This is a genomic window from Vibrio sp. 2096, assembly GCF_033339595.1.
Taxonomy (GTDB): domain Bacteria; phylum Pseudomonadota; class Gammaproteobacteria; order Enterobacterales; family Vibrionaceae; genus Vibrio; species Vibrio alginolyticus.
Map to the genome: position 1 here is coordinate 162489 of NZ_JAWOUX010000008.1, position 22194 is coordinate 184682.

The 22194-nt window shown below is 45.3% G+C and carries 17 protein-coding genes; 3 read left to right on the forward strand and 14 right to left on the reverse strand.

Annotated features, from left to right (window positions below; genetic code table 11):
* Positions 1-105: 105 nt before the first annotated feature.
* Positions 106-1017: a LysR substrate-binding domain-containing protein gene (locus tag R7Q41_RS16240; protein ID WP_206958384.1), complete on the reverse strand. Its 912-nt coding sequence runs from the start codon at positions 1015-1017 to the stop codon at positions 106-108.
* 106 nt (positions 1018-1123) lie between these two features.
* On the opposite strand from R7Q41_RS16240, the gene R7Q41_RS16245 reads away from it, so the two are divergent.
* Together R7Q41_RS16245 and R7Q41_RS16250 are read left to right on the forward strand one after the other, a co-directional pair.
* Positions 1124-2380 carry a D-amino acid dehydrogenase gene (locus R7Q41_RS16245; RefSeq protein ID WP_104975882.1) on the forward strand — a complete coding sequence of 419 codons (1257 nt, stop codon included), beginning with the start codon at positions 1124-1126 and terminating at the stop codon, positions 2378-2380.
* Positions 2381-2687: 307 nt separating this feature from the next.
* On the forward strand, positions 2688-4235 hold the full coding sequence (locus tag R7Q41_RS16250) for an alanine/glycine:cation symporter family protein (protein WP_005381681.1): 1548 nt from the start codon (positions 2688-2690) through the stop codon (positions 4233-4235).
* 100 nt (positions 4236-4335) lie between these two features.
* On the opposite strand, the gene R7Q41_RS16255 is transcribed toward R7Q41_RS16250, so the two are convergent.
* From R7Q41_RS16255 to guaB, 5 genes are all read right to left on the reverse strand, one after another.
* The gene (locus tag R7Q41_RS16255) at positions 4336-4926 is read right to left on the reverse strand and encodes an acetate uptake transporter (RefSeq protein WP_005381682.1); all 591 of its coding nucleotides are present in this window, start codon (positions 4924-4926) and stop codon (positions 4336-4338) included.
* A 182-nt stretch (positions 4927-5108) separates the two neighbouring features.
* Complete coding sequence (locus R7Q41_RS16260) at positions 5109-6812, reverse strand: chitinase (RefSeq protein WP_258647244.1); 1704 nt, start codon at positions 6810-6812, stop codon at positions 5109-5111.
* Between the two features lie 212 nt (positions 6813-7024).
* Positions 7025-8548 (reverse strand): Na+/H+ antiporter NhaC family protein, encoded by a 1524-nt coding sequence (locus tag R7Q41_RS16265; RefSeq protein ID WP_054730033.1) that lies wholly within the window; start codon positions 8546-8548, stop codon positions 7025-7027.
* Positions 8549-8713: 165 nt separating this feature from the next.
* Positions 8714-10267 (reverse strand): glutamine-hydrolyzing GMP synthase, encoded by a 1554-nt coding sequence (gene guaA, locus R7Q41_RS16270; RefSeq protein WP_005381685.1) that lies wholly within the window; start codon positions 10265-10267, stop codon positions 8714-8716.
* Positions 10268-10366: 99 nt separating this feature from the next.
* The gene (guaB, locus tag R7Q41_RS16275) at positions 10367-11833 is read right to left on the reverse strand and encodes an IMP dehydrogenase (protein WP_258616887.1); all 1467 of its coding nucleotides are present in this window, start codon (positions 11831-11833) and stop codon (positions 10367-10369) included.
* A 231-nt stretch (positions 11834-12064) separates the two neighbouring features.
* Between guaB and xseA the strand changes: the two genes are divergently transcribed.
* On the forward strand, positions 12065-13396 hold the full coding sequence (xseA, locus tag R7Q41_RS16280) for an exodeoxyribonuclease VII large subunit (protein ID WP_017633909.1): 1332 nt from the start codon (positions 12065-12067) through the stop codon (positions 13394-13396).
* A gap of 13 nt (positions 13397-13409) precedes the next feature.
* Here the strand turns inward: xseA and R7Q41_RS16285 are convergent, their stop codons facing one another.
* The 8 genes from R7Q41_RS16285 to rodZ form a co-directional block, all read right to left on the reverse strand.
* Positions 13410-13634, reverse strand: a complete 225-nt coding sequence (locus R7Q41_RS16285; RefSeq protein ID WP_005381691.1) for a zinc ribbon domain-containing protein — start codon at positions 13632-13634, stop codon at positions 13410-13412.
* Between the two features lie 309 nt (positions 13635-13943).
* Positions 13944-14819: a metal-dependent hydrolase gene (locus tag R7Q41_RS16290; RefSeq protein ID WP_025768864.1), complete on the reverse strand. Its 876-nt coding sequence runs from the start codon at positions 14817-14819 to the stop codon at positions 13944-13946.
* 59 nt (positions 14820-14878) lie between these two features.
* A complete protein-coding gene (der, locus tag R7Q41_RS16295; RefSeq protein WP_017820569.1) occupies positions 14879-16375 on the reverse strand; it encodes a ribosome biogenesis GTPase Der in 1497 nt (498 codons plus the stop codon).
* 167 nt (positions 16376-16542) lie between these two features.
* Entirely contained in the window at positions 16543-17703 is a 1161-nt protein-coding gene (gene bamB, locus R7Q41_RS16300; RefSeq protein ID WP_005381696.1) for an outer membrane protein assembly factor BamB, read from the reverse strand.
* Between the two features lie 12 nt (positions 17704-17715).
* Positions 17716-18330 carry a YfgM family protein gene (locus tag R7Q41_RS16305; protein WP_005381697.1) on the reverse strand — a complete coding sequence of 205 codons (615 nt, stop codon included), beginning with the start codon at positions 18328-18330 and terminating at the stop codon, positions 17716-17718.
* 126 nt (positions 18331-18456) lie between these two features.
* Positions 18457-19725, reverse strand: a complete 1269-nt coding sequence (gene hisS / locus R7Q41_RS16310; protein ID WP_005381698.1) for a histidine--tRNA ligase — start codon at positions 19723-19725, stop codon at positions 18457-18459.
* Positions 19726-19751: 26 nt separating this feature from the next.
* Positions 19752-20870 (reverse strand): flavodoxin-dependent (E)-4-hydroxy-3-methylbut-2-enyl-diphosphate synthase, encoded by a 1119-nt coding sequence (gene ispG, locus R7Q41_RS16315; protein WP_005381699.1) that lies wholly within the window; start codon positions 20868-20870, stop codon positions 19752-19754.
* Positions 20871-20876: 6 nt separating this feature from the next.
* Positions 20877-21827 carry a cytoskeleton protein RodZ gene (gene rodZ / locus R7Q41_RS16320; RefSeq protein WP_005381700.1) on the reverse strand — a complete coding sequence of 317 codons (951 nt, stop codon included), beginning with the start codon at positions 21825-21827 and terminating at the stop codon, positions 20877-20879.
* Positions 21828-22194: the final 367 nt, after the last annotated feature.

Sequence of the window (22194 nt, forward strand, 5' to 3'; positions counted from 1 at the left end):
CTTTCATCACTCAAATAGCGGCAAGCAAAGCACTTACCTTGCTTAAAACTTATATTGCCCAATTTTTCAACAAATAACGTAGGGATGAATCACAGAGATAAAACGCTAATTCAACTGTCCAAGTAACCAGTGACGAAACGTTTCTGTCGCATTCGTACGTGTGTTCATGATCAAGTAATACCCTGCATTGGCAGGAATCGGTTTGAATGGAGAAACCAAACGCTCTGTCGTCAATTCATCCTCAATCAGTGCCATTCGTGCCATCGCAATCCCAACGCCTGCTTCGGCTGCAGACATCGCCATATCCGTTCGATTAAAAAAGTGTCCGATATCGGTTTTAAAATCCAACCCCATCGCTGACGCCCAATATAGCCACTCATAGTCACGCGTCGCTTTTTCCCATGGCATCGCATCGTGTAGTAGCGTCGCCTCTTGCCATTGCTTCACTGGCATTGAGGTTTTTTGTTCACCAAACAACGTTTTTAGCCAGCCATGATCTTCAAGGTATTTTGGACTCATCACCGGCAGCAGATGCTCATCCAAAATCAGCTCCGCGTTAGCATTTCTATAAGGATGAAGACCATAGTCAATTGCGACGTCATAGTCTTTTATCTCACTATTTACCAGCGCACCTTCCGCAAAGATTTGTACTTGGATATCCGGATTATCATGATGGAAGCTTTCGAGCTTTGGGACTAACCATTTGAAAGCAAAAGAAGGCGTCAACTTCAAACGAATTTCATTGGTTTGCTTTTCTACTTTGAGCTCATCAAGCAATTTGCTCAGTTCCGAAAAGTGAAACTGCGTCGCTTGGTGTAACTGAGTGCCTTTTACGGTTAAACGAATACCGCGAGAGTGGCGTTCAAATAAAGTAAAACCTAATAACGCTTCCAAATGAATAATTTGTTGGCTTATGGCACCAGTGGTGAGGTGTAAATGTCTTGCAGCACCAGTAAAGCTGTTGTACTCCGCGACTTGGCTAAATAGACATAAGCCACTTATCAGATTACTTTTCATCCTTGAGCCTATAGTTTTTCTAAACGCTGTGTGTAATTTATATCGATTGTTAACAAAAGGTAAAGAAAAGAAACTGAGCACTCTGATAAATGTGTGGAGTGCATCAATGGAAGTCATCGTATTAGGCAGCGGCGTTATCGGCTTAACCTCTGCTTGGTATTTATCTCAAGCAGGCTATCAAGTTACCGTCATTGACCGCCAACCAAGCAGTGCCATGGAAACGAGCTTCGCCAATGCCGGGCAGATCTCGTATGGCTATTCTTCGCCTTGGGCTGCGCCTGGTGTTCCTGTTAAAGCCATTAAGTGGTTAATGGAGGAGCATGCTCCACTTAAAATCAAACCCACTCTGAATGCCGACATGATCCGCTGGGCGAGTAAAATGGTCGCGAACTGCACCCTACCTCGCTATCAAGTTAACAAGGCTCGCATGCTTTCGATCGCTAACCACAGCCGTATTTGCTTAGAACAGTTACGCCAAGAACACGCCATTGAGTATCAAGGGCGTCAGTTTGGTACCTTGCAAGTATTCCGAACACATCAACAGCTGCAAACTATTGAAAAGGACATGCAGCTCCTTGAACAAAGCGGAACCCGATTTAAGCTAATGGACGTCGAACAATGTATTGAACAAGAGCCAGGGCTTGCACTTGTGAAAGACAAACTGGTTGGTGGCTTGCATCTACCTGATGACGAAACGGGCGATTGCCATCAATTTTGCCAACAACTAACGGAGCTTGCTAAGGCACACGGTGTCCGATTTGAGTTCGATACTGAAGTAAGCAATTGGGTTACAGTAGGCAAAAAGATCATAGGTGTCCAAACGAACCGAGGACAATTTAAAGCAGACCAATATGTGGTAGCCTCTGGCAGCTACTCTACAGCGCTACTCAAGCAACTCGATATTGATATTCCGGTCTACCCTGTCAAAGGCTATTCACTCACCATCCCGATGGAAGATGAACACTTCTCTCCTCGATCTACTGTGATGGATGAAACCTATAAAGTCGCTATGACTCGATTTGATGACAGAATTCGCGTAGCTGGCACCGCAGAATTAGCAGGGTTTGATGCTTCCCTTCCACAAAAGCGCAAAAACACCATCGAAATGGTCATCCGTGATCTTTTTCCTCGTTGTGGTGACTTCAGCCAAGCTGAGTTTTGGAGCGGCTTTAGGCCAATGACGCCTGATGGCACACCAATTATCGGCGCGACTAAATACGATAACCTTTTTACTAACACCGGACACGGAACTCTGGGCTGGACGATGGCTTGTGGTTCAGGTCAATTGCTAGCAAGCGTAATGAAAGGTGAAAAAACAAAAGTGATGGATAATGCGGAGCTTAACCTTTGTCGTTACGCCTGAGGACATGACTGAACAAAAAACAGGCAGACACTTACTCCACAAAATGCATAACCACTGGCATTTTTAACTCATCAAAATCGCAGCACATTTAAATGACAATGTGCTGCATAATTAATCATCAAGCAAATCTTCTACCTAAAAGGAGCAAATAAGCAACAAGAACCAAATTTTAACAACTACTCTCCATTCTGTGTTCATCATCACGCTACAAAGGATTTGTAGCTAAAAAAGTTAACAATTGCATTACATAAAGGGTAATGTATTGTGTGAAAAACAACCACAAACACAACTAACAGGGAAAATACTCATGCAGTCATTAGTTGATTTTCTGAATGGAATTATTTGGAGCCCGGTACTGATCTATTTGTGCCTTGGCGCAGGTTTGTTCTATTCAATCATGACGCGTTTTGTACAAATTCGTCACTTCTTTGAGATGTGGCGCTTATTACTTTCAGGGAAGAGTTCAACAAAAGGGATATCATCATTTCAGGCACTTGCCGTTTCACTGTCTGGCCGTGTAGGTACAGGTAACATTGCTGGTGTTGCTGCTGCTATCGGTTTCGGTGGCCCAGGCGCCGTATTCTGGATGTGGGTCGTAGCCTTCTTTGGCGCTGCAACCGCATACGCAGAATCAACACTTGCACAAATTTATAAAGAAGAAGACGAAGGCGAGTTCCGTGGTGGCCCTGCTTACTATATTGAGAAAGCAATGGGACAAAAATGGTACGCTTGGATCTTTGCTATCGCGACCATCTTTGCTTGTGGTGTTCTACTTCCTGGCGTTCAATCGAACAGTATCGGTAACGCAGTAGAAGCCGCATTTGGCTCAGGTGACATGATTGAAACCGCTATTGGTACCTTCAGTTTTGCTAAAATTTTCACTGGTACGGTTGTTTGTGTCATTTTGGCTTTCATCATTTTTGGTGGCGTAAAGCGTATCGCGAACTTTACCCAAGTCGTTGTGCCATTTATGGCGTTAGCTTACATCATTACTGCGTTTGTCATCATCCTTCTAAACATTGGTGAGGTTCCACGCATTTTCGGCATGATCATTGGTGACGCATTCACACCAATGGCAGGCGTTGGTGCAGCAATCGGCTGGGGTGTAAAACGTGGTGTCTACTCCAACGAAGCAGGTCAAGGTACTGGTCCTCACGCAGCAGCAGCAGCGAGTGTTGATCACCCAGCTCAGCAAGGTCTTGTTCAATCTTTCTCTATTTACATCGATACACTACTTGTGTGTTCAGCAACCGCGTTCATGATTCTTATCACTGGCGCGTACAACGTAAATGGTGCGATTGAAGGTACATTCCTGGTTCAAAACCTACCAGCGGATATTGGTGCAAATGGTCCTGTGTTTACACAGATGGCGATCGAAAGCGCACTACCTGGCGTGGGTAAACCATTCATCGCAATCGCTCTATTCTTCTTCGCGTTTACGACCATTCTGGCTTACTACTACATTGCAGAAACGAACATTGCTTACATTCGTCGTACGTTCAAAGTAAATGGACTGATGTTTATTCTGAAAGTCATCATTATTTCATCCGTGTTCTACGGAACCGTGAAAACCGCCAACTTAGCATGGGCGATGGGTGATGTAGGCGTAGGACTGATGGCGTGGCTAAACATCATCGGTATTTTGATCATCTTCTTTATGTCGAAGCCTGCACTCAAAGCACTGAACGACTACGAAGAGCAACAAAAACGTGGTGTGACCGATTTTACATTTAACCCTGTTGCACTGGGCATTAAAGGCGCAGATTACTGGGAAGATAAGTACCGACGTAAAACGGGTAAAGCACCAACGGCAGACAGCAATAGCGCAGAAACTGTTGAGCAACCATCAACATAGCGTTATCACATAAATAAGAAAAAGCAGTGGTCCGATTGAGGACATAAAAAAGGGGGATTAACCAATGGTTAATCCCCCTTTCTTCATTATGAGTAGCAGCTTAGGCGATAACCGCTTCAACTTTACGAGCGATTTTTGCTTTACCTACAGGTAACACTTCACGACCAAATTCGTTGTTCAGTACTTGTGCCATTGCGAAGTAAATTGCACTTGCGCCACAGAAGATACCCTCGAAGCCAGCGATAGCACCGATCACTTCGCTACCAGTGAAATCACGAGCAGCAAGCAAGAAGAACAGGATAGTTAGAGAGCCAAATACCACTTGCTTCGCTGTTGGGTAACATAGAGAACCAATGAACATGAAACCAGTGAAGATGCCCCAAAGCGCTAGGTACCAACCCATAAAGCTTGCAGGGCTTGCAGGAAGACCCATGTGAGGCATTACGATTAGACCAACCAATGTTAGCCAAAATAGACCGTAAGAAGTAAACGCAGTTGTGCCGAATGTATCACCGCGTTTAAAGCACATGATGCCAACGATTACTTGGCTAAGGCCACCGTAAAAGATGCCCATCGCTAGGATCATAGAGTCAATTGGGAAAAATCCTGCATTATGAATATTGAGCAGAATAGTGGTCATACCGAAACCCATTAGACCTAGCGGTGCTGGGTTAGCCAGTTTTGTCGACATGTACAAATACCTTTTTTCAAAAATGTTGATAAAAAATGCGCGCGAATTTTAATGGGCTGCAGAACAAAAGAGAAAAGCTGTTATTGAAAACTTAGATTCCACAAATAAACCACTACATATATAAAAAAAGACCCTGCAAAAAAGCAGAGTCTTTATAGATAGTTAGGTTGTTTTTTACTCGATCACTGACAAGAAATCTCGTCCCAGAACCAGTTGCTTTGCGTTGGGCTTTCCCACACTCCTGGGCCATTTTTCGCAACAAAACATTTGTTTTGGTACGTCACTTTATCGCCGTTAGCGACTTGCGTTACACCCGGCTCCCACTGAATAAAATTGCCTGTCACTGGTGGTTCTGGCTCGGTTACTGGCGGCTCAGGTTCTGTGACGGGCGGCTCTGGCTCAGTCACCGGTGGTTCAGGTTCCGTTGTAGGCGGCTCTGTAGGAGTGCCTGAAACCAGCTTCCACGGGTCTCCTTTCGTTGGCTCATTACCTTGTGACCACCATTTCGCTTCGTAAACAGCACCTTGGTAAGAGACTTGATCACCCGTGTTATATACTTTGCCAGAATCCCAAGCTGCCACACCACCTACAGGCGGATCGACCGGATCCACTGGGTCTAACTTGTCAACTACACGAACTTCTGGCCAACCCGCATGAGATTGGTAGAAGTTAGTTACACATTTCTCATAATCACCTGCAACTAGCGCAGAGTAAGCTGTTTGGAAACCAACAAGTTCACATTCAAAAGAGTGGCCTCCAGGACGATCTGAGTAGTATTTCCAGTTACCATCCCAGTTGGTGTAAAGCACGTCTGTCGCACCATTTAGGTTCAGACTGCCGTAAGGCGTCTGCTGCCAACAGGTATTGGTCTCATCGGCTTCAATTGGAATTTGATAATGAGCGGCAAGTCCTTCCCAATAGCGAATACGGTTAACAGGTTGACCTTTATCCTTGTTTTGCTCACCACACTCAATACCACCATTGATCACGTTGATGGTGGTACCAAAGCCGTAACCAATGCCAGCATCAAGCTCACGCTGTGAAGGCACCCAAGTACGGTCAATCACATGTAGCATTGCAGGTTTCGGTGCTTGTGGAGTTAGGAAGAACCAGATAGCCGATGCCAAGTTCAGCCATGAATCCGCAACCAAGCCTGGATTTTTTAGCAATACAGATGCATCACCATCAAACATCACTTCAGAGAACGCGCCATAGTTAAAATGGTAAGAAAGCTGTTTAGCACCACGTCCAAAGTAACCTTGTCCTGGTTCACATGGCCAACGCTTATTTTGCCAGTTATTCTGACCACAACCGGTCGTGTAACCTTCTTGACCTTCTGACCAGCCCATTTCACGCACATGAACCAAAGCTTGCTGCCACTCTTCCAATCCAAGAGGGTTATCCGATACGTTATCAATCGAAATATGACCACCAGTTTCCTGCGCAAAGTGAGCAAAGGCTGTCACGATCGATTTTTTACAAATCGCATCCGAATCTCGACCATCCGTGTACTCACCACAGAATGCAGGGAACTTACCAATTGCACGTAGGAAACGCGTGTAAGTGTATTCAGGTGCCGCCATTTGAGTCAGGAAGTCCCACTCACTTTCAGGGAACACACGCTCTACACGCTTCACGTTTTCTGGATTGGTTGCCGCTCCTGGAACAATCGCCTCCACCACTGAGTTCGGGCGCGTCTCTAATGCTTGTGACCAAATGGCATACATAGGGTCAGAAGTTTTGCTTTGCTCTACGGCTTGAACGTCACCACGAGCAATAACATAACCATTCGGATTTTGCGGATCGGGCTGAATATTCATACTCGCATTCACTTGTGCTGCTAAGACACAACTCAATGCAAGAGGAAGATGTTTGAGTGCAAACATGTCTAGTCTCCGGATTTCAACAATACAATATACGAGGAATAACTAGACATATAGTGGATCATATATACGAAACACCGAGCCAAGTACGTTGATTCTGCGAGACAAAATGAATAAATAGGTCCTCACACACATTTTGTCACAAGAAAAATGTTACCTTGACTCAAAAGAAAAGCGGAGACCCTGTGAGCCTCCGCTTTGTGATGTTTCTCTCTTTATTGTTCTGCCGAAACCACCTCTAGCTTCGCGGTTGACTTTTGTTTAGACAGCACAAAATAAACCACACACTGAGAAATAATTGCGGCAAGCACAATCACTGGTGAGGCGTTGATTCCAGCTAAAAGAAAACACCCCAATGCGATCATTCCATTGAGTAATGCGTAAGGTAATTGTGTACGGAAGTGCTCATACTGTTCACACCCCGCTCCTGTCGACGACAAAATCGTAGTTTCAGAGATGGGAGAACAGTGATCGCCAAACAAGCCACCAGATAATACCGCACCAATACAAACCAACAGTGGTGCATCAATCGCAACGGCAGTTGGGATTACTAATGGCATCATGATGGCGAACGTCCCCCAAGATGATCCCGTAGCGAATGAGATAACACCAGCAAGCAAAAACGCAACCGCTGGCAATAACCAGTAAGGGAAACCGGCTTGAGCTTGTTCAGCAATGTATGCAGCTGCACCTAATTCTTTCCCAACCGAGCTAAGCGCCCAAGCCAATACCAGAATCACCGCCACTGACATCATGTTTGACATCCCTTTCAGATAAACCTGAATACCATCCGAAAGCTTTCTTACGCCATAAAACGCCATCAGCGCAATTAAAGTGAAGGCCGCGAAGAAATATGCAGAAGAAAGTGCAGCCCTAAACGTTGATCCTGCCACTTTTTGAAATGGAAAACCGTGTGGCACGAGGATGGTACATAGAACCACCAGCATAACGAGCAAAGGCGCCCATACAAAACTGGATTTTGCATTTTTATGCGTAAACACATTCATAGACTCCTGTACTTTCCCAAAGTCGGAGCCCTGTTCTGCTAACTGCTCAGCCTTCGCCATCGGTCCGAAATCTAATTTGAAGAAAGAGACAATCGGCACAATCGCGATCGCAAGAAAGGCGTAAAACTGATACGGGATCGCGCCAATGAAAGCATCCCAATCACTCATACTGACATTCAGGGCAGTAAACTCTTTTTGAATCAATCCCATGATGTAAACGCCCCATCCGATAAAAGGGATCAAGATTGCGACGGGAGAGGAAGTAGAGTCGATAATAAAAGCTAATTTTTGGCGTGATACTTTTAACTTATCAAATAAAGGGCGAAAAACAGGGCCAACAATCAGTGGTGTACCAAGGTCTGAGAAGAAAATAACCACACCACCGAACCATGCGGACAGTTGAGCTTGGCATTTACTCGCAACCCATTGAGTAACCTTTTTAGCAAACGCCACACCACCGCCAGATTTCTCCATCAAGGCAACAAAGCCACCAATAAAGACCAAGAGCAAAATGACGCCCGCATTGTAGCTGTCAGTTAATTGCGGCAGTAGATAGCTTTTCATCAATGCACTAAACGAGTCTAGTGGCCCTTTTTCGACAAATGTCCCTTCAAGCATAGCGACACCACTCACCACACCCGCGAATAAACCAACAACGACATTTCTTGTGGTCAGCGCGAGGAAAAGAGTAATAAGGATGGGAATGAGAGAGGTAACGTCAGCCTGTTCCATAGCAATACCATTTATGATAATTAAACAACCAAAATGAATATATATTTAATTTAACCGCATGTATATATCTCTCACAAAAAAGTTGAACCACCTCTTCACAAACTTGAAGTACAAAAAAACCAGCCCGAAGGCTGGTTCTTATAAACTCAACTGTCTAGAGGAAAATTATTCCCACTCGATAGTCGCTGGTGGCTTACCTGAAATGTCGTAAACAACACGAGAAATGCCATCAACTTCGTTGATAATACGGTTAGATACCTTACCTAGGAAGTCGTATGGTAGGTGCGCCCAGTGTGCCGTCATAAAGTCGATGGTTTCTACCGCACGTAGAGACACAACCCAATCGTACTTACGGCCATCGCCCATTACACCAACAGAACGTACTGGTAGGAATACCGTGAACGCTTGAGATACTTTGTTGTATAGATCAGCTGCGTGAAGCTCTTCAATAAAGATAGCATCAGCACGGCGTAGCAAGTCACAGTACTCTTTCTTGATTTCACCAAGAACACGAACACCTAGACCAGGACCCGGGAATGGGTGGCGGTAAAGCATGTTGTAAGGCAGGCCTAATTCTAGACCAATCTTACGAACTTCATCTTTGAACAACTCACGTAGTGGCTCAACAAGACCCATTTCCATGTCATCTGGAAGACCGCCCACGTTGTGGTGCGATTTGATCACGTGCGCTTTACCAGTCTTAGATGCAGCTGACTCGATTACATCAGGATAAATCGTACCTTGAGCTAGCCATTTCGCGTTTTTCAGCTTCTTAGACTCTTCATCGAATACATCTACGAATACGTGACCGATAGTCTTACGCTTCTCTTCTGGGTCAGACTTGCCTTCAAGTGCTTTTAGGAAGCGTTCTTCAGCGTCAACCTTGATGATGTTCAAACCAAATTGGTCGCCGAACATATCCATTACTTGTTGACCTTCGTTTAGACGAAGTAGACCGTTATCAACAAATACACACGTTAGCTTGTCGCCGATTGCGCGGTGAACCAGCATCGCAACTACCGATGAATCAACACCACCAGATAGACCTAGGATAACTTCGTCGTCACCCACTTGCTCTTTAATGCGAGCAACCGCGTCTTCGATGATAGATTCCGAAGTCCATAGACGCTCACAGCCACATACGCCAAGAACAAAGTTCTCAAGCATTTGTAGGCCACCTTTTGTGTGTGTCACTTCTGGGTGGAACTGAACACCGTAGTATTTCTTCTCTTCGTTCGCCATCGCAGCGTAAGGACAAGTGTCTGTCTCACCAACTTTTACGAAATCGGCTGGGATCTCTACTACTTTGTCGCCATGGCTCATCCAAACGTCTTGAGTTGCTTCAAGGTCTTTAAATAGAGCACATTCACCAGAAACTTTAACCTGAGCGTAGCCAAACTCACGTTCGTTAGAGCCCGCTACTTTGCCTCCTAACTGTTCCGCCATGGTTTGCATGCCGTAACATACGCCAAGCAAAGGAACACCAGAATCAAACACATATTGAGGCGCGCGTGGAGAGTTCTCTTCCGTTACGCTTTCTGGACCGCCAGATAGGATAATGCCATCTGGGTTGAATTCGCGAATATCCGCTTCTTCTACATCCCAGCTCCATAGTTCACAGTAAACGCCGATTTCACGTACGCGGCGTGCTACTAATTGAGTGTACTGAGAACCGAAGTCCAAGATCAGAATACGTTGGTCATGGATATTTTTAGTCATTTTGAGCAGTCTTTTTAAGGCTAAGTGATTAAAACCGAGGCGAGTGTACTCGCCTCTTCTTAATGCTTCAAGGAAAAAGCAAACGTTTCCGTTAGGTAATTAGTTCCCTAGACGGTAGTTCGGCGCTTCCTTAGTAATTTGAACATCGTGTACATGAGACTCTTGCATACCTGCACCAGAGATACGTACAAATTCAGCTTTCGTACGCATATCTTCGATAGTTGCAGAACCAGTTAGACCCATGCTTGAACGTAGACCACCCATTTGTTGGTGTACGATCTCTTTTAGACGGCCTTTGTATGCGATACGACCTTCAATGCCTTCTGGTACTAGCTTGTCCGCTGCGTTGTCAGACTGGAAGTAACGATCAGAAGAACCTTGAGACATAGCACCAAGAGAACCCATGCCGCGGTAAGACTTGTAAGAACGGCCATTGTATAGAATCACTTCACCCGGCGCTTCTTCAGTACCAGCAAACATAGAACCAACCATCACACATGATGCGCCAGCTACGATTGCTTTACAGATATCACCTGAGAAACGGATACCACCATCAGCAATAACCGGAATACCATAATCATTAGCCACTTCTGCCGCATCTGCGATTGCAGTGATTTGTGGAACTCCCACACCCGTTACAATACGAGTTGTACAGATAGAACCAGGGCCGATACCAACTTTCACTGCGCTTACGCCAGCTTCGATTAGTGCTTTAGCACCAGCACCTGTTGCTACGTTACCACCGATGATGTCTAGATCTGGGTAAGCAGCGCGAGTTTCGCGGATGCGGTTTAGTACACCTTCAGAATGTCCGTGTGAAGAGTCGATAAGTAGAATGTCAACGCCTGCTTCAACTAGAGCAGCAACACGCTCTTCGTTACCAGCGCCAGCACCAACGGCTGCGCCAACACGTAGGCGACCACGCTCATCTTTACATGCGTTTGGTTTACGTTCTGCTTTGTGGAAGTCTTTCGCAGTAATCATACCGGTTAGTTGGAACTCATCATTCACAACCAATACTTTCTCTACACGAGCTTCGTGCATTTTCTCTTGCACTTCTTCTCGTGTTGCACCTTCTTTAACTGCTGCCAACTTCTCTTTTGGCGTCATTACTGAAGATACTTTCTTAGAAAGGTCCGTCACAAAACGAACGTCACGACCAGTGATAATACCAACAAGCTCATTGCTCTCAGTGACAACAGGGAAACCTGCAAAACCATGTTTTTCAGTGAGTGCAACAACATCAGCGATGGTCGCGTCAGGGTTTACAGTAACCGCGTCAGTCACCATACCAGCTTCGAACTTCTTAACTTTACGAACTTCGGCTGCCTGCTGATCAATAGACATGTTCTTGTGGATAAAGCCAATGCCACCCTCTTGCGCTAGCGCAATCGCTAGACGAGCTTCAGTAACAGTGTCCATAGACGCTGAAATCATTGGGATGTTTAGGGTGATGTTCTTAGTTAGCTGAGTGCGAAGATCAGCTGTGTTTGGGAGAACGGTGGAGTGTGCTGGCACAAGTAGTACGTCATCGAATGTCAGCGCTTCTTTGGCAATTCTTAGCATTTGCAATATCTCACAATTAGAGGAGTAAAAAGAACAATCCAATCTCATCGTTTCGCATAATGAGGGTAACCTGTGTTAGCAACAAGCTACATTTGGATTAGATATTGCGGAGGGATTATACGGTTAACGCAATCGCTTGACCACAAATTTTTTAATTTTTTTCTTGCAATTACCCCCTTGCTATGTATTATATTGCCGCTAATTTCCATACTCACGTCTAAGAGATTAGCTGTGCTCTCCAAGACCAATCAAAACATCTTTACTGTTTCTCGTCTCAACGCAGAAGTTCGTTTACTCCTTGAAAACGAAATGGGGATCGTTTGGCTCGTCGGAGAGATATCCAACTTTTCAGCTCCTGTCTCTGGTCACTGGTACCTCACTCTTAAAGACTCTCGCGCTCAAGTTAAATGTGCCATGTTTCGTGGTAACAATCGCCGCGTTACTTTCAAGCCCGCTAACGGTAATCAAGTCCTAGTAAAAGCTCGTCTTTCTCTTTATGAGCCTCGCGGTGACTACCAATTGATCATCGAAAGCATGCAACCGGAAGGTGACGGCCGACTTCAGCAAGAGTTTGAAGAGCTGAAAATGAAGCTTGCAGCAGAAGGGTTGTTCGCGCAAATCAATAAGCAATCTTTGCCTGAGCACCCTAAACGTGTTGGCGTCATCACATCGAAAACTGGTGCCGCGCTTTACGATATCTTAGACGTATTGAAACGTCGTGATCCTTCCCTACCTGTTGTGATTTATCCGACAGTGGTACAAGGTGAGGACGCAGCCATTCAAATTGCACAAGCCATTGGTCGCGCTAACAGCCGTGATGAATGTGATGTGCTAATTGTGGGCCGAGGTGGTGGTTCATTAGAAGACTTATGGTGCTTTAACAACGAGATATTAGCTCGCACGATTGCAGCAAGCCAAATTCCTATTATTAGCGCCGTTGGACATGAAGTTGACGTGACAATAGCTGATTTTGTCGCCGACGTACGCGCGCCTACTCCATCAGCAGCCGCTGAGCTAGTAAGCCGTGATAACAGCCACAAAGATCAAGCTTTAGTTACCCGCCAGCATAAGTTAGCGAGCGCGATGCGTTACTACCTAGCACAACAAAAGCAGCAATCTGCTCAATTAGTGCACCGTCTAGAGAGACAGCACCCAAGCTATCGCTTGCAACGTCAGACGCAACAGTTAGATGAGTTGGACATGCGCTTACAGCGAGCGATGAGTCGTTTTATTGCCTTGCGTCAACAGCGAATCGAGCGTCAACATTATCGGCTGCAATTAAATTCTCCTGTAACACGCCTTGCCGAGCAGAAGTCGAAGCTAGAACGTGTTGAGCAAAAGCTCATGGATGCAATGGATCGCAAATTACTGACTATGCGCCATCAACTCGCGATTGCTGCAGAGAAGTTAGACACCGTCAGCCCACTAGCGACATTGAAACGAGGTTACTCAATTACTCAAACTGAGCAAGGTAAAGTAATTACGCAATCTTCAGATGTAAAGTCGGGAGATGTATTGATTACCCGGTTAGCCGAAGGCGACGTTCGTTCTACCGTTAACTGAATACAAACTCTGGTTAACTGACTTTCTGGAACTCAAATCGGACACGTGATTTTGATTTGAGTTCATTACACACATTACAAAAGTAACTCGCAGCACCGCATGCTTGCAGCTTCTCCAGCTCCGCCTCACAATCAGGGCAAAAACCTACTTTTTTAAAATCCGATTCACACTGTGCACAATGGTATTGTCCTGTCCATTCCAGTTCGACATTGCAAGTCGGGCAAATGTTCTGCTGCATATCCCGTTCCTCTCTCTAAACTAAGCAATTTCGAGTAACGCATGCTACTCAAAATAACGAACAAGTATGTTGATCTTCATCACCGCCCCAACAAGTTTCACGAGGCGTTAACCATACTTGATACGTAGGATCTTATACTGATCGTCTGATATTTACTCCTTGATCAGCGATCACCCCTTAAAAGAATATTTATATAACCACACACCGAAAGCATAAGTTACATATTCTGCATTCCAATTTAAAAGAGAATAAAAAACCTTAAAGAGATTTAATTAAACGAAAAATCAGAGTTTAATAAAAAGATCTTATTCAAAAAGCAGTGTTTACATTGGTGTGCATTTCGATAGTTTGAGCGTCGAGCTTAACGAGTTTAACTTGGATAAAAGCAAACTCATTTAAATGGCTCGCATGCGTTCCACCACAAGGGATTACCGCTAATTGACCTTCCCCTAAATCGCACTTCCAATAGCGAGAATCCGTTAATCTGTCACCGTGGCATTCCATGGTGATCATCGCATCTCGTCGAAGCCATTCCACAAGTTGGCTATTCACTTTTTTTGCAATCGCCTGGAGGTCATTCAGCATATCTGCACTGTTTAATCCTCTTTTACGGAGTGTTTTGCCTAAACGGTACGTATCGAGGCACTTGTCTGGAGTAACATAACTCGTAACTTGTGCATAGCTATTAAAGTCATAATAACCATGTGGGTCTTTGCGGTCTGCGTCTTTTCGCCAATAGTCTTCCGCTAGTACTTTATTCAACGCCAAATACGCTAAGTGTCCTGCAGTGTGGCCTCGACTCAAAGCGCGTTGGTAATCCTTATCTACCGCCAATGTCACCAAATCATCAGTAACAAGTGATTCCGTACGTGATAAAACATGCACGACGACAAACACCCAACCTTCAGCATCACGCTTTACAGGGATGTCACTACCCACATACAGAGCACCACTTTCCTGCTCCACTGCCCCAACTTGGCAATCTACTACGTCATGCTCAGCCCCATTCACCTTCAACGTTCCTTTGTCTGCAGGGTGATCCGGCCATATGTGACTAACAGGATGGAACGGCGTGACATCTGTAATAACGTAAGTCACTTCTTCCGTATATTGAACGAGCTGTATTTGTGCTTCTAATTGCCATGTTTGATGACAAAAACGAGTCTTTGTTGCTGTGATAGTCATTTTTACGATTACTTTTGATAAAAAAATACCCAAGTAGAAACTTGGGTATTCGAATTTCATTATTTATTGCGGTTTTTCACCATCGACATCATACGCTTACGTTTACGCTCTTGTGATAGCGTAAGCTTATTCGTACGGTTCTCGTATGGGTTATCACTGTTGTGGAAGTTAATGCGAATCGGTGTTCCCATAATTTCCAGAGACTTACGGAAGTAGTTCATCAGATAACGTTTATACGAATCTGGCAATTCACGAACCATGTTACCGTGGATAACAACGATCGGTGGGTTGTAACCACCTGCGTGTGCGTATTTGAGTTTGATACGACGACCACGAACCATTGGCGGTTGGTGATCATCCACAGCCATCTTCATGATACGCGTCAGTACTGACGTACCCACACGCGTTGTCGCCGAGTTATATGCTTCTTGGATAGATTCAAACAAGTGACCAACGCCAGTACCGTGCAGCGCAGAGATAAAGTGGATACGCGCGAAGTCGACGAATCCTAGACGGCGGTCCAGTTCTTTCTTCACGCTTTCTTTCACGTCACTGTCTAGACCATCCCACTTGTTAACGGCGATGACAATTGAGCGGCCAGCATTCAGTGCAAAACCAAGCAAGCTTAGGTCTTGGTCTGAAATATTTTCACGAGCATCAATCACCAGTAGAACGACGTTTGCATCTTCTACCGCTTTCAGCGTCTTAACAACAGAGAACTTTTCAACCGTTTCATTGATACGACCACGACGACGAACACCTGCGGTGTCAATTAGTACGTATTCGCGTCCATCACGCTCCATCGGGATGTAGATAGAATCGCGCGTTGTACCAGGCATATCGTATACAACCACACGTTCTTCACCCAGAATACGGTTAGTCAGTGTCGATTTGCCTACGTTAGGACGACCGATGATCGCCAACTTAATCGGCTGCTCTTGAAGGCGTTTGAATTCAGCTTCTGCGTCTTCTTCAGTGTAATCTTCAACAAGAGGCTCTTCGTCTTCGAATCCAGTCAGGTCTTCAATCTCACCTTCTTCAGATTCACTTGTTAGTAGATCATCAAAGAATGGAGATAAAGCACGCTCAAGCAAAGCGGTCACACCACGGCCATGAGCAGCCGCAATCTGGTACATATCATCCACGCCGAGCTGCCAAAAATCAGCACACGCCGCATCGGCATCAATACCATCGATTTTGTTTACTACCAGCATCGCTGGCTTTTCAATTTTACGCAGATGCGCAGCAATTGCTTCATCTGAAGGTGTCAGACCAGCACGACCGTCAACAAGGAACAATACAACATCAGCCTCATCAATCGCGGCTAATGACTGTTCTGCCATCTTTGTTTCCACGCCTTCTTCTGTGCCATCGATACCACCAGTATCAATCACAATGAATTCGTGCTCTTCACCAAGTCTCGCCTGGCCATATTTACGGTCTCGCGTTAGGCCTGGAAAGTCCGCAACCAACGCGTCACGAGTGCGAGTCAATCGGTTAAATAGTGTAGATTTACCTACGTTCGGACGCCCTACTAGAGCTACAACAGGTACCATAACAACCTCTACAATAATCTTTCTTCTGTAGTTATAGGTAACGACTTGCTCGATGCCAAATCAAACCAGCTTTTTACCTATAACCACGTCAGGGTTAATAAATTCAAACAACAAAACGGCTCCTAGCTGTCACCAGCCAGGAGCCGAATGTGAATTATATCACGATATTATTCGTTAATGGTTAGTTTCTTTACATCGCCGTTGCGAGTTGTAATCACATAACCATCCGACAATAACGTCGGGCCAACTGCCAAGCCACTATCATCGACAAACTGCTGCGCAACAAATTCGCCCGTTGAACGATCCATCCAGTGAAGGTAACCAAGCGTGTCACCGACAACGAGATAATTGCCAACAATAACTGGCGCTGTAAGTTGTCGGTGCTCAAGCAAGCTGTTTTCCCACAACTCAGTCCCGCTTCGTGAATCAACGGCAACAACATGATCTTTTTCCGTTATCACAAAGATGCGACTACCATCTGTAGAAATGTCTGTCGCAGATGAGTAATTACGCTTCCAAATCGGGTTCGCTGAACGCAAGTCAATGGCGATAAGTTGACCATTGTATCCAATGGTGAAAAGAGTACCGCCTAGCACAATTGGCGATGAATCAACGTCAACCAAACGATCAATTTCTGTCGCGCCTTTTGGCGTACCAACAGGCTGTTGCCAAATCAACTGACCACGCTCAACGATAGCAGCTGCGAGTCGGCCATTTGCCGTTCCCCAAAACACACCGCCGCCAATTGCAGTCGGAGTACTGTCGCCACGTAAAGTTAAGTTCGGCACTTCTGTACTCAATGCCCAGCGTTGCTCACCTGTACTCTCATTAAGGGCAATCAACATGCCTCGGCTAGTATTGATGATAATAAGGCCTGAATCTGCAACTGGCTTCGCCAGTACCTCACCACCAACTTTTACACGCCAAACAATTTCACCTGTTTCTTGGTCAAGAGAGATGACTTCACCATTCTCAGAGCCAATGTAAAGGTTTCCGTATGCCGCTGTGATACCACCAGAGAGACGAGCAATGACATCTTCTTCTAGGTCCGTTTGCCAACGTTGTTTACCGTTTTCAGGATCCAGCGCTTTTACTAAGCCATCACGACTTGCCACGAACAATGTATCATTCGCAAATACAGGGGATAGTTTTGAAAAGTAATGACCAACACCATCGCCAACCGATGTGCTCCACTCACTACTGGTTGTAAACTGACTGTCTACCTGAGGTAGTGGCGCCATTACAATGGTGTCTTTCTCACCTGCACAACCGGCAAGTACTCCCATTGTTAACGCCCCTAGCAAGGCTTTCTTAAAGACTCTTTTCATCCAATGCGGTCCTTATTTCGCCAGATCGTCCAATTTCATTTGTAGTGTCGGGCTTGCATCTGCCGCTTGCTGAGCTTCAGTATACGCAGCGTACGCAGCATCTTTGTCACCTTGGCGAATCGCAATATCGCCACGAAGTTCAGCAATACGACCTGTCCATGCTGTATCAGTGACGTTACTTAGCTCTGCCGTTGCAGCGTCGAAGTTACCCATTTCCGTCTCAATACGCGCAATGCGGTAACTAATCAATGGTAACAACGCAGCATCTTGAGTGTTGCTTTGCGCCCACTTCAGTTGCTCCAATGCAGCAGAAAGGTCTTGAGCTTCAACTTGTGCTTTAGCAAGTTGTAGCGCAGCCAATACTGAATATTCTTTTACTTCATTTGACTCAATGAAAGCTTTCACGTCAGCTTGAGCATCAGTGCCTTTGTCTTGCAAAGCATTCATTGCTGTCGTGTAGCTTTGAGAAGCTGCTTCACTCGCCTGAATCACAGAATCCTGGTAGTAACGCCAGCCGAATAGACCACCTAAACCAACAACCGCACCGATGATGACGGCTTTGCCGTTTTCCTTCCACCAGTCTTTAATGGCTTCAACTTGTTGTTCTTCAGTATCGTAAAGTTCCACTTCCTGTCCTCTTAAAACATGTAAATGGCAGCTTAGCTGCCATTGTTCCTATTTCGTTTAAAGGCTCCACATTTGGGAGCCTTAGCTTACGAACTAGGATGTAATTTTGTTAGATTACTAAAAGACTTAAATCAGTGCTGCGATCTTTTCTGCAACTTCTGCTTGGTTGTAAGTCTCTTGCTCACCACCAGCTAAGTCTTTCAGTACTACGGTATTATCCGCAACTTCGTTTTCGCCCAGAACCAATGCTACAACAGCACCAACTTTGTCTGCGCGTTTAAACTGTTTCTTGAAGTTACCGCCACCGAAGTGATTCATCACACGAACGCCTGGAACAGACTCGCGAAGCTGTTCTGCTAGCTTCATTCCTGCCATCATGGTGCCTTCACCCGCTGTGACTACGTACACGTCAACACTGCGACGAACGTCGGTCAGTTCCAACGTTTCTAGCATCAGTACTAGACGCTCTAGGCCCATTGCAAAGCCAACCGCTGGTGTTGGTTTACCACCTAATTGCTCTACAAGGCCATCGTAACGACCACCGCCACATACAGTGCCTTGAGCACCTAGGCTCTCAGTGATCCACTCAAATACCGTGCGATTGTAGTAATCCAGACCACGAACTAGACGTTCGTTAACTGTGTATTTGATACCTGCGGCGTCTAAAAGTTCACATAGACCTGCGAAGTGTGCTTTAGATTCTTCACCCAAGTAATCTGAAAGGCGAGGCGCATCACCTAAAATAGCTTGAACGTCTGGGTTCTTCGTATCCAGAACACGCAATGGGTTCGTGTGCATGCGACGCTTACAATCTTCATCTAGCACATCAATATGTTGCTCAAGGAATGCAACCAGTGCAGTACGGTAGTCTGCGCGGTCTTCTTGAGAACCGATAGAGTTCAGCTCAAGACGGACATGCTCATTGATACCTAGCTCACGCCATAGACGCGCCGTCATCATGATAAGCTCTGCATCAACATCTGGACCATTTAGACCAAACACCTCAACACCACACTGGTGGAATTGACGGTAACGACCTTTCTGCGGACGTTCATGGCGGAACATAGGCCCCATGTACCACAGACGCTGTTCATCACGGTTGATCAGGCTGTTTTGGATACATGAACGTACACAACCCGCCGTACCTTCTGGGCGAAGTGTTAGGCTGTCGCCGTTACGGTCATCAAAAGTGTACATTTCTTTTGAAACTACGTCTGTTTCTTCACCAACAGCGCGGCTGAATAGGTTTGTTTCTTCAACGATTGGCATGCGCACTTCGTTATAACCGTATGCGCTAATTACATTTTTCACTGTGTTTTCTAATTTTTGCCACAGTGGCGACTGAGTTGGGAGGCAATCGTTCATGCCTCGAATTGCTTGAATTGTTTTTGCCACAATACTTACCGTAATTCTCGTTGAGATTAATCTTGTACTTTAACTTCGATGCGGTTTTCGCCATTCATCATAGCTGCTTTCGCACGGATCTTAGCTTCTAGCTTATTCACAAGGTCATCGTTATCAAAGCGCTCTTTCTGGCGTTTACCATCTTCGTAGAATGCGCTCTTCTTGTTACTACCTGCTAGACCTAAGTGAGAAACTTCTGCTTCACCAGGGCCGTTTACCACACAACCGATGATAGACACATCCATTGGCGTGATGATGTCTTCTAAACGTTGCTCCAGTGCATTCACCGTACCAATCACATCGAATTCTTGGCGTGAGCAGCTTGGGCACGCAATAAAGTTGATGCCTCGAGAGCGAATGCGCAGAGATTTAAGGATGTCAAAACCGACTTTGATTTCTTCAACTGGATCGGCAGCCAAAGAGATACGCAGCGTATCGCCTATCCCTTCAGATAACAGCATACCTAAGCCAACAGATGACTTAACAGCGCCAGCTCGAGCACCACCCGCCTCTGTGATACCTAAATGAAGAGGCTGATCGATTTTCTTCGCCAGCAGACGATATGAATCCACCGCAAGAAAAACGTCTGAAGCTTTCACGCTAACTTTAAATTGGTCAAAGTTAAGACGATCGAGATGGTCTACGTGACGCATCGCCGATTCAACCAAGGCTTCTGGCGTTGGCTCACCGTATTTCATCTGTAGGTCTTTTTCCAAAGATCCACCATTGACACCAATACGGATCGGGATGTTTTTATCGCGAGCGCAATCGACAACAGCGCGAATGCGTTCTTCATTGCCGATGTTACCTGGGTTGATACGTAAACAGTCAACTCCGTACTCCGCAACTTTCAGCGCGATACGATAGTCGAAATGAATATCAGCCACTAATGGTACAGAAACTTGCTGTTTAATCAGTTTGAAAGCTTCTGCTGCGTCCATCGTAGGTACAGAAACTCGAACGATATCTGCGCCGACTTTTTCTAGTGCTCGGATTTGAGCGACTGTCGCTTCTACGTCAGTCGTGCGAGTGTTAGTCATTGACTGTACTGCAATTGGCGCACCATCACCAATTGGCACATCACCCACATAGATACGCGTCGATTTACGACGAATAATTGGAGATTCGTGTTGCATAATTTTTTATAACGGTAGAGTGAATCTAGCTACTTTGCCTGAAGTATACCCAGAAAGGTCGACAGGTTCACTTGCAAATGTCATTGTAACCCCTTCCGGTGCGCCTAATATCACTTTAAATGGCGCTTTTCCGGTAAGTTCTACATCTTGTCCTGGCTTATGAGTACCACTTACCAGCGTTTTACCATTGGTGTCTTTTACTTGAATCCAACAGTCCGCTTTAAACTTCATAGTAAGAAGTGTCATGCCTTCAGGTACTACTGGCGCAGGCTGTTCCTCTTCCGCCGCTTCAATCACGGCAACAGGTTCTTCAGAATCTACGCTTGTTGTATTTTCAGTTTCAGTCAGCAAAGGATCCGCCCCTTGCTCAACGGATGCTTCAGTCGATTCAGCAACGCCTTCATTAGTTGAAGCAACTTCTTCAGGAGTGCTTGCGATTAACTCTTCAGCCGTCATCAAATCGATATCAGCTAATTCTTGAGCAGTGGGCTGCGGCGCTTCAACACTTGAATCCGTTACTTCCTTAGTTAGGCTATTCTCTTGTTGGTTTTGCCACCACCATGCAGCTGAAATGCCAATAATGACTAGCCCGATAACCCAAGTAAGGAGCATAATACGGCTATTGTGCTTCTCGTCTTTTGTTTTACGAGAGAAGCTTTGCATTTCAATTTCTTGCTCTTGAGGCTGAGCATCGGCAGTCTGCTCTAACGCCGTCAAAACCACCTTCTCATCAAGACCTACGAATTTAGCGTAAGAGCGTAAGTAACCACGCGTAAATGTCGCGACTTGTTGAGATTCAAATCGGTTATTTTCAATATCTTCAATCACAGAAATGCGAAGCCTCAGGCGGTCGGCAACTTGCTTTTGGCTCATTCCCAAGGATTCACGTTTGTTTTTCAGTAATGTGCCAGCTTCAATAGAGAGTGGCACTTCATTCGTATTTTCGTGTTCTGTCATAATGGCGGTATTTAATCTGTTTTAGTGGCTAACGTGGTCATGTATTTTCGTTATTGTTCTTAAGCCTCTTTAAAGATAGCTAGCCTAAACGCGTTAACCAAAAATAATAATTTTAAGAAACTCTCAGCGATCTGAGTGCGAATACCCGTTTTGCAAAAATCAGCAAAACGTATGTGAGAAAGTGCTGAGAATTATCGGTGTCATCGTTAGTGTTACATATCATGATAAGCGAATGCGCAACGAAGACAAAAACTCTTTACACTCAAACTAACAGATAGCTCAAGCTTTTGTCCAAACTTTGACAAAGGAATTCGAAATTATACCCAAATAACCTTAGGTTGAAGAGTGATAGTCCCAAATCTTGGCG

Coding starts and splice junctions, on each gene's coding strand:
- rodZ (WP_005381700.1), bottom strand. CDS start 21,827: ATGACAGAACACGAAAATACGAATGAAGTGCCACTCTCTATTGAAGCT.
- R7Q41_RS16290 (WP_025768864.1), bottom strand. CDS start 14,819: ATGACTATCACAGCAACAAAGACTCGTTTTTGTCATCAAACATGGCAA.
- ispG (WP_005381699.1), bottom strand. CDS start 20,870: ATGCAACACGAATCTCCAATTATTCGTCGTAAATCGACGCGTATCTAT.
- der (WP_017820569.1), bottom strand. CDS start 16,375: ATGGTACCTGTTGTAGCTCTAGTAGGGCGTCCGAACGTAGGTAAATCT.
- R7Q41_RS16240 (WP_206958384.1), bottom strand. CDS start 1,017: ATGAAAAGTAATCTGATAAGTGGCTTATGTCTATTTAGCCAAGTCGCG.
- R7Q41_RS16245 (WP_104975882.1), top strand. CDS start 1,124: ATGGAAGTCATCGTATTAGGCAGCGGCGTTATCGGCTTAACCTCTGCT.
- bamB (WP_005381696.1), bottom strand. CDS start 17,703: ATGAAAAGAGTCTTTAAGAAAGCCTTGCTAGGGGCGTTAACAATGGGA.
- R7Q41_RS16285 (WP_005381691.1), bottom strand. CDS start 13,634: ATGCAGCAGAACATTTGCCCGACTTGCAATGTCGAACTGGAATGGACA.
- R7Q41_RS16260 (WP_258647244.1), bottom strand. CDS start 6,812: ATGTTTGCACTCAAACATCTTCCTCTTGCATTGAGTTGTGTCTTAGCA.
- guaB (WP_258616887.1), bottom strand. CDS start 11,833: ATGCTAAGAATTGCCAAAGAAGCGCTGACATTCGATGACGTACTACTT.
- R7Q41_RS16265 (WP_054730033.1), bottom strand. CDS start 8,548: ATGGAACAGGCTGACGTTACCTCTCTCATTCCCATCCTTATTACTCTT.
- R7Q41_RS16255 (WP_005381682.1), bottom strand. CDS start 4,926: ATGTCGACAAAACTGGCTAACCCAGCACCGCTAGGTCTAATGGGTTTC.
- guaA (WP_005381685.1), bottom strand. CDS start 10,267: ATGACTAAAAATATCCATGACCAACGTATTCTGATCTTGGACTTCGGT.
- R7Q41_RS16250 (WP_005381681.1), top strand. CDS start 2,688: ATGCAGTCATTAGTTGATTTTCTGAATGGAATTATTTGGAGCCCGGTA.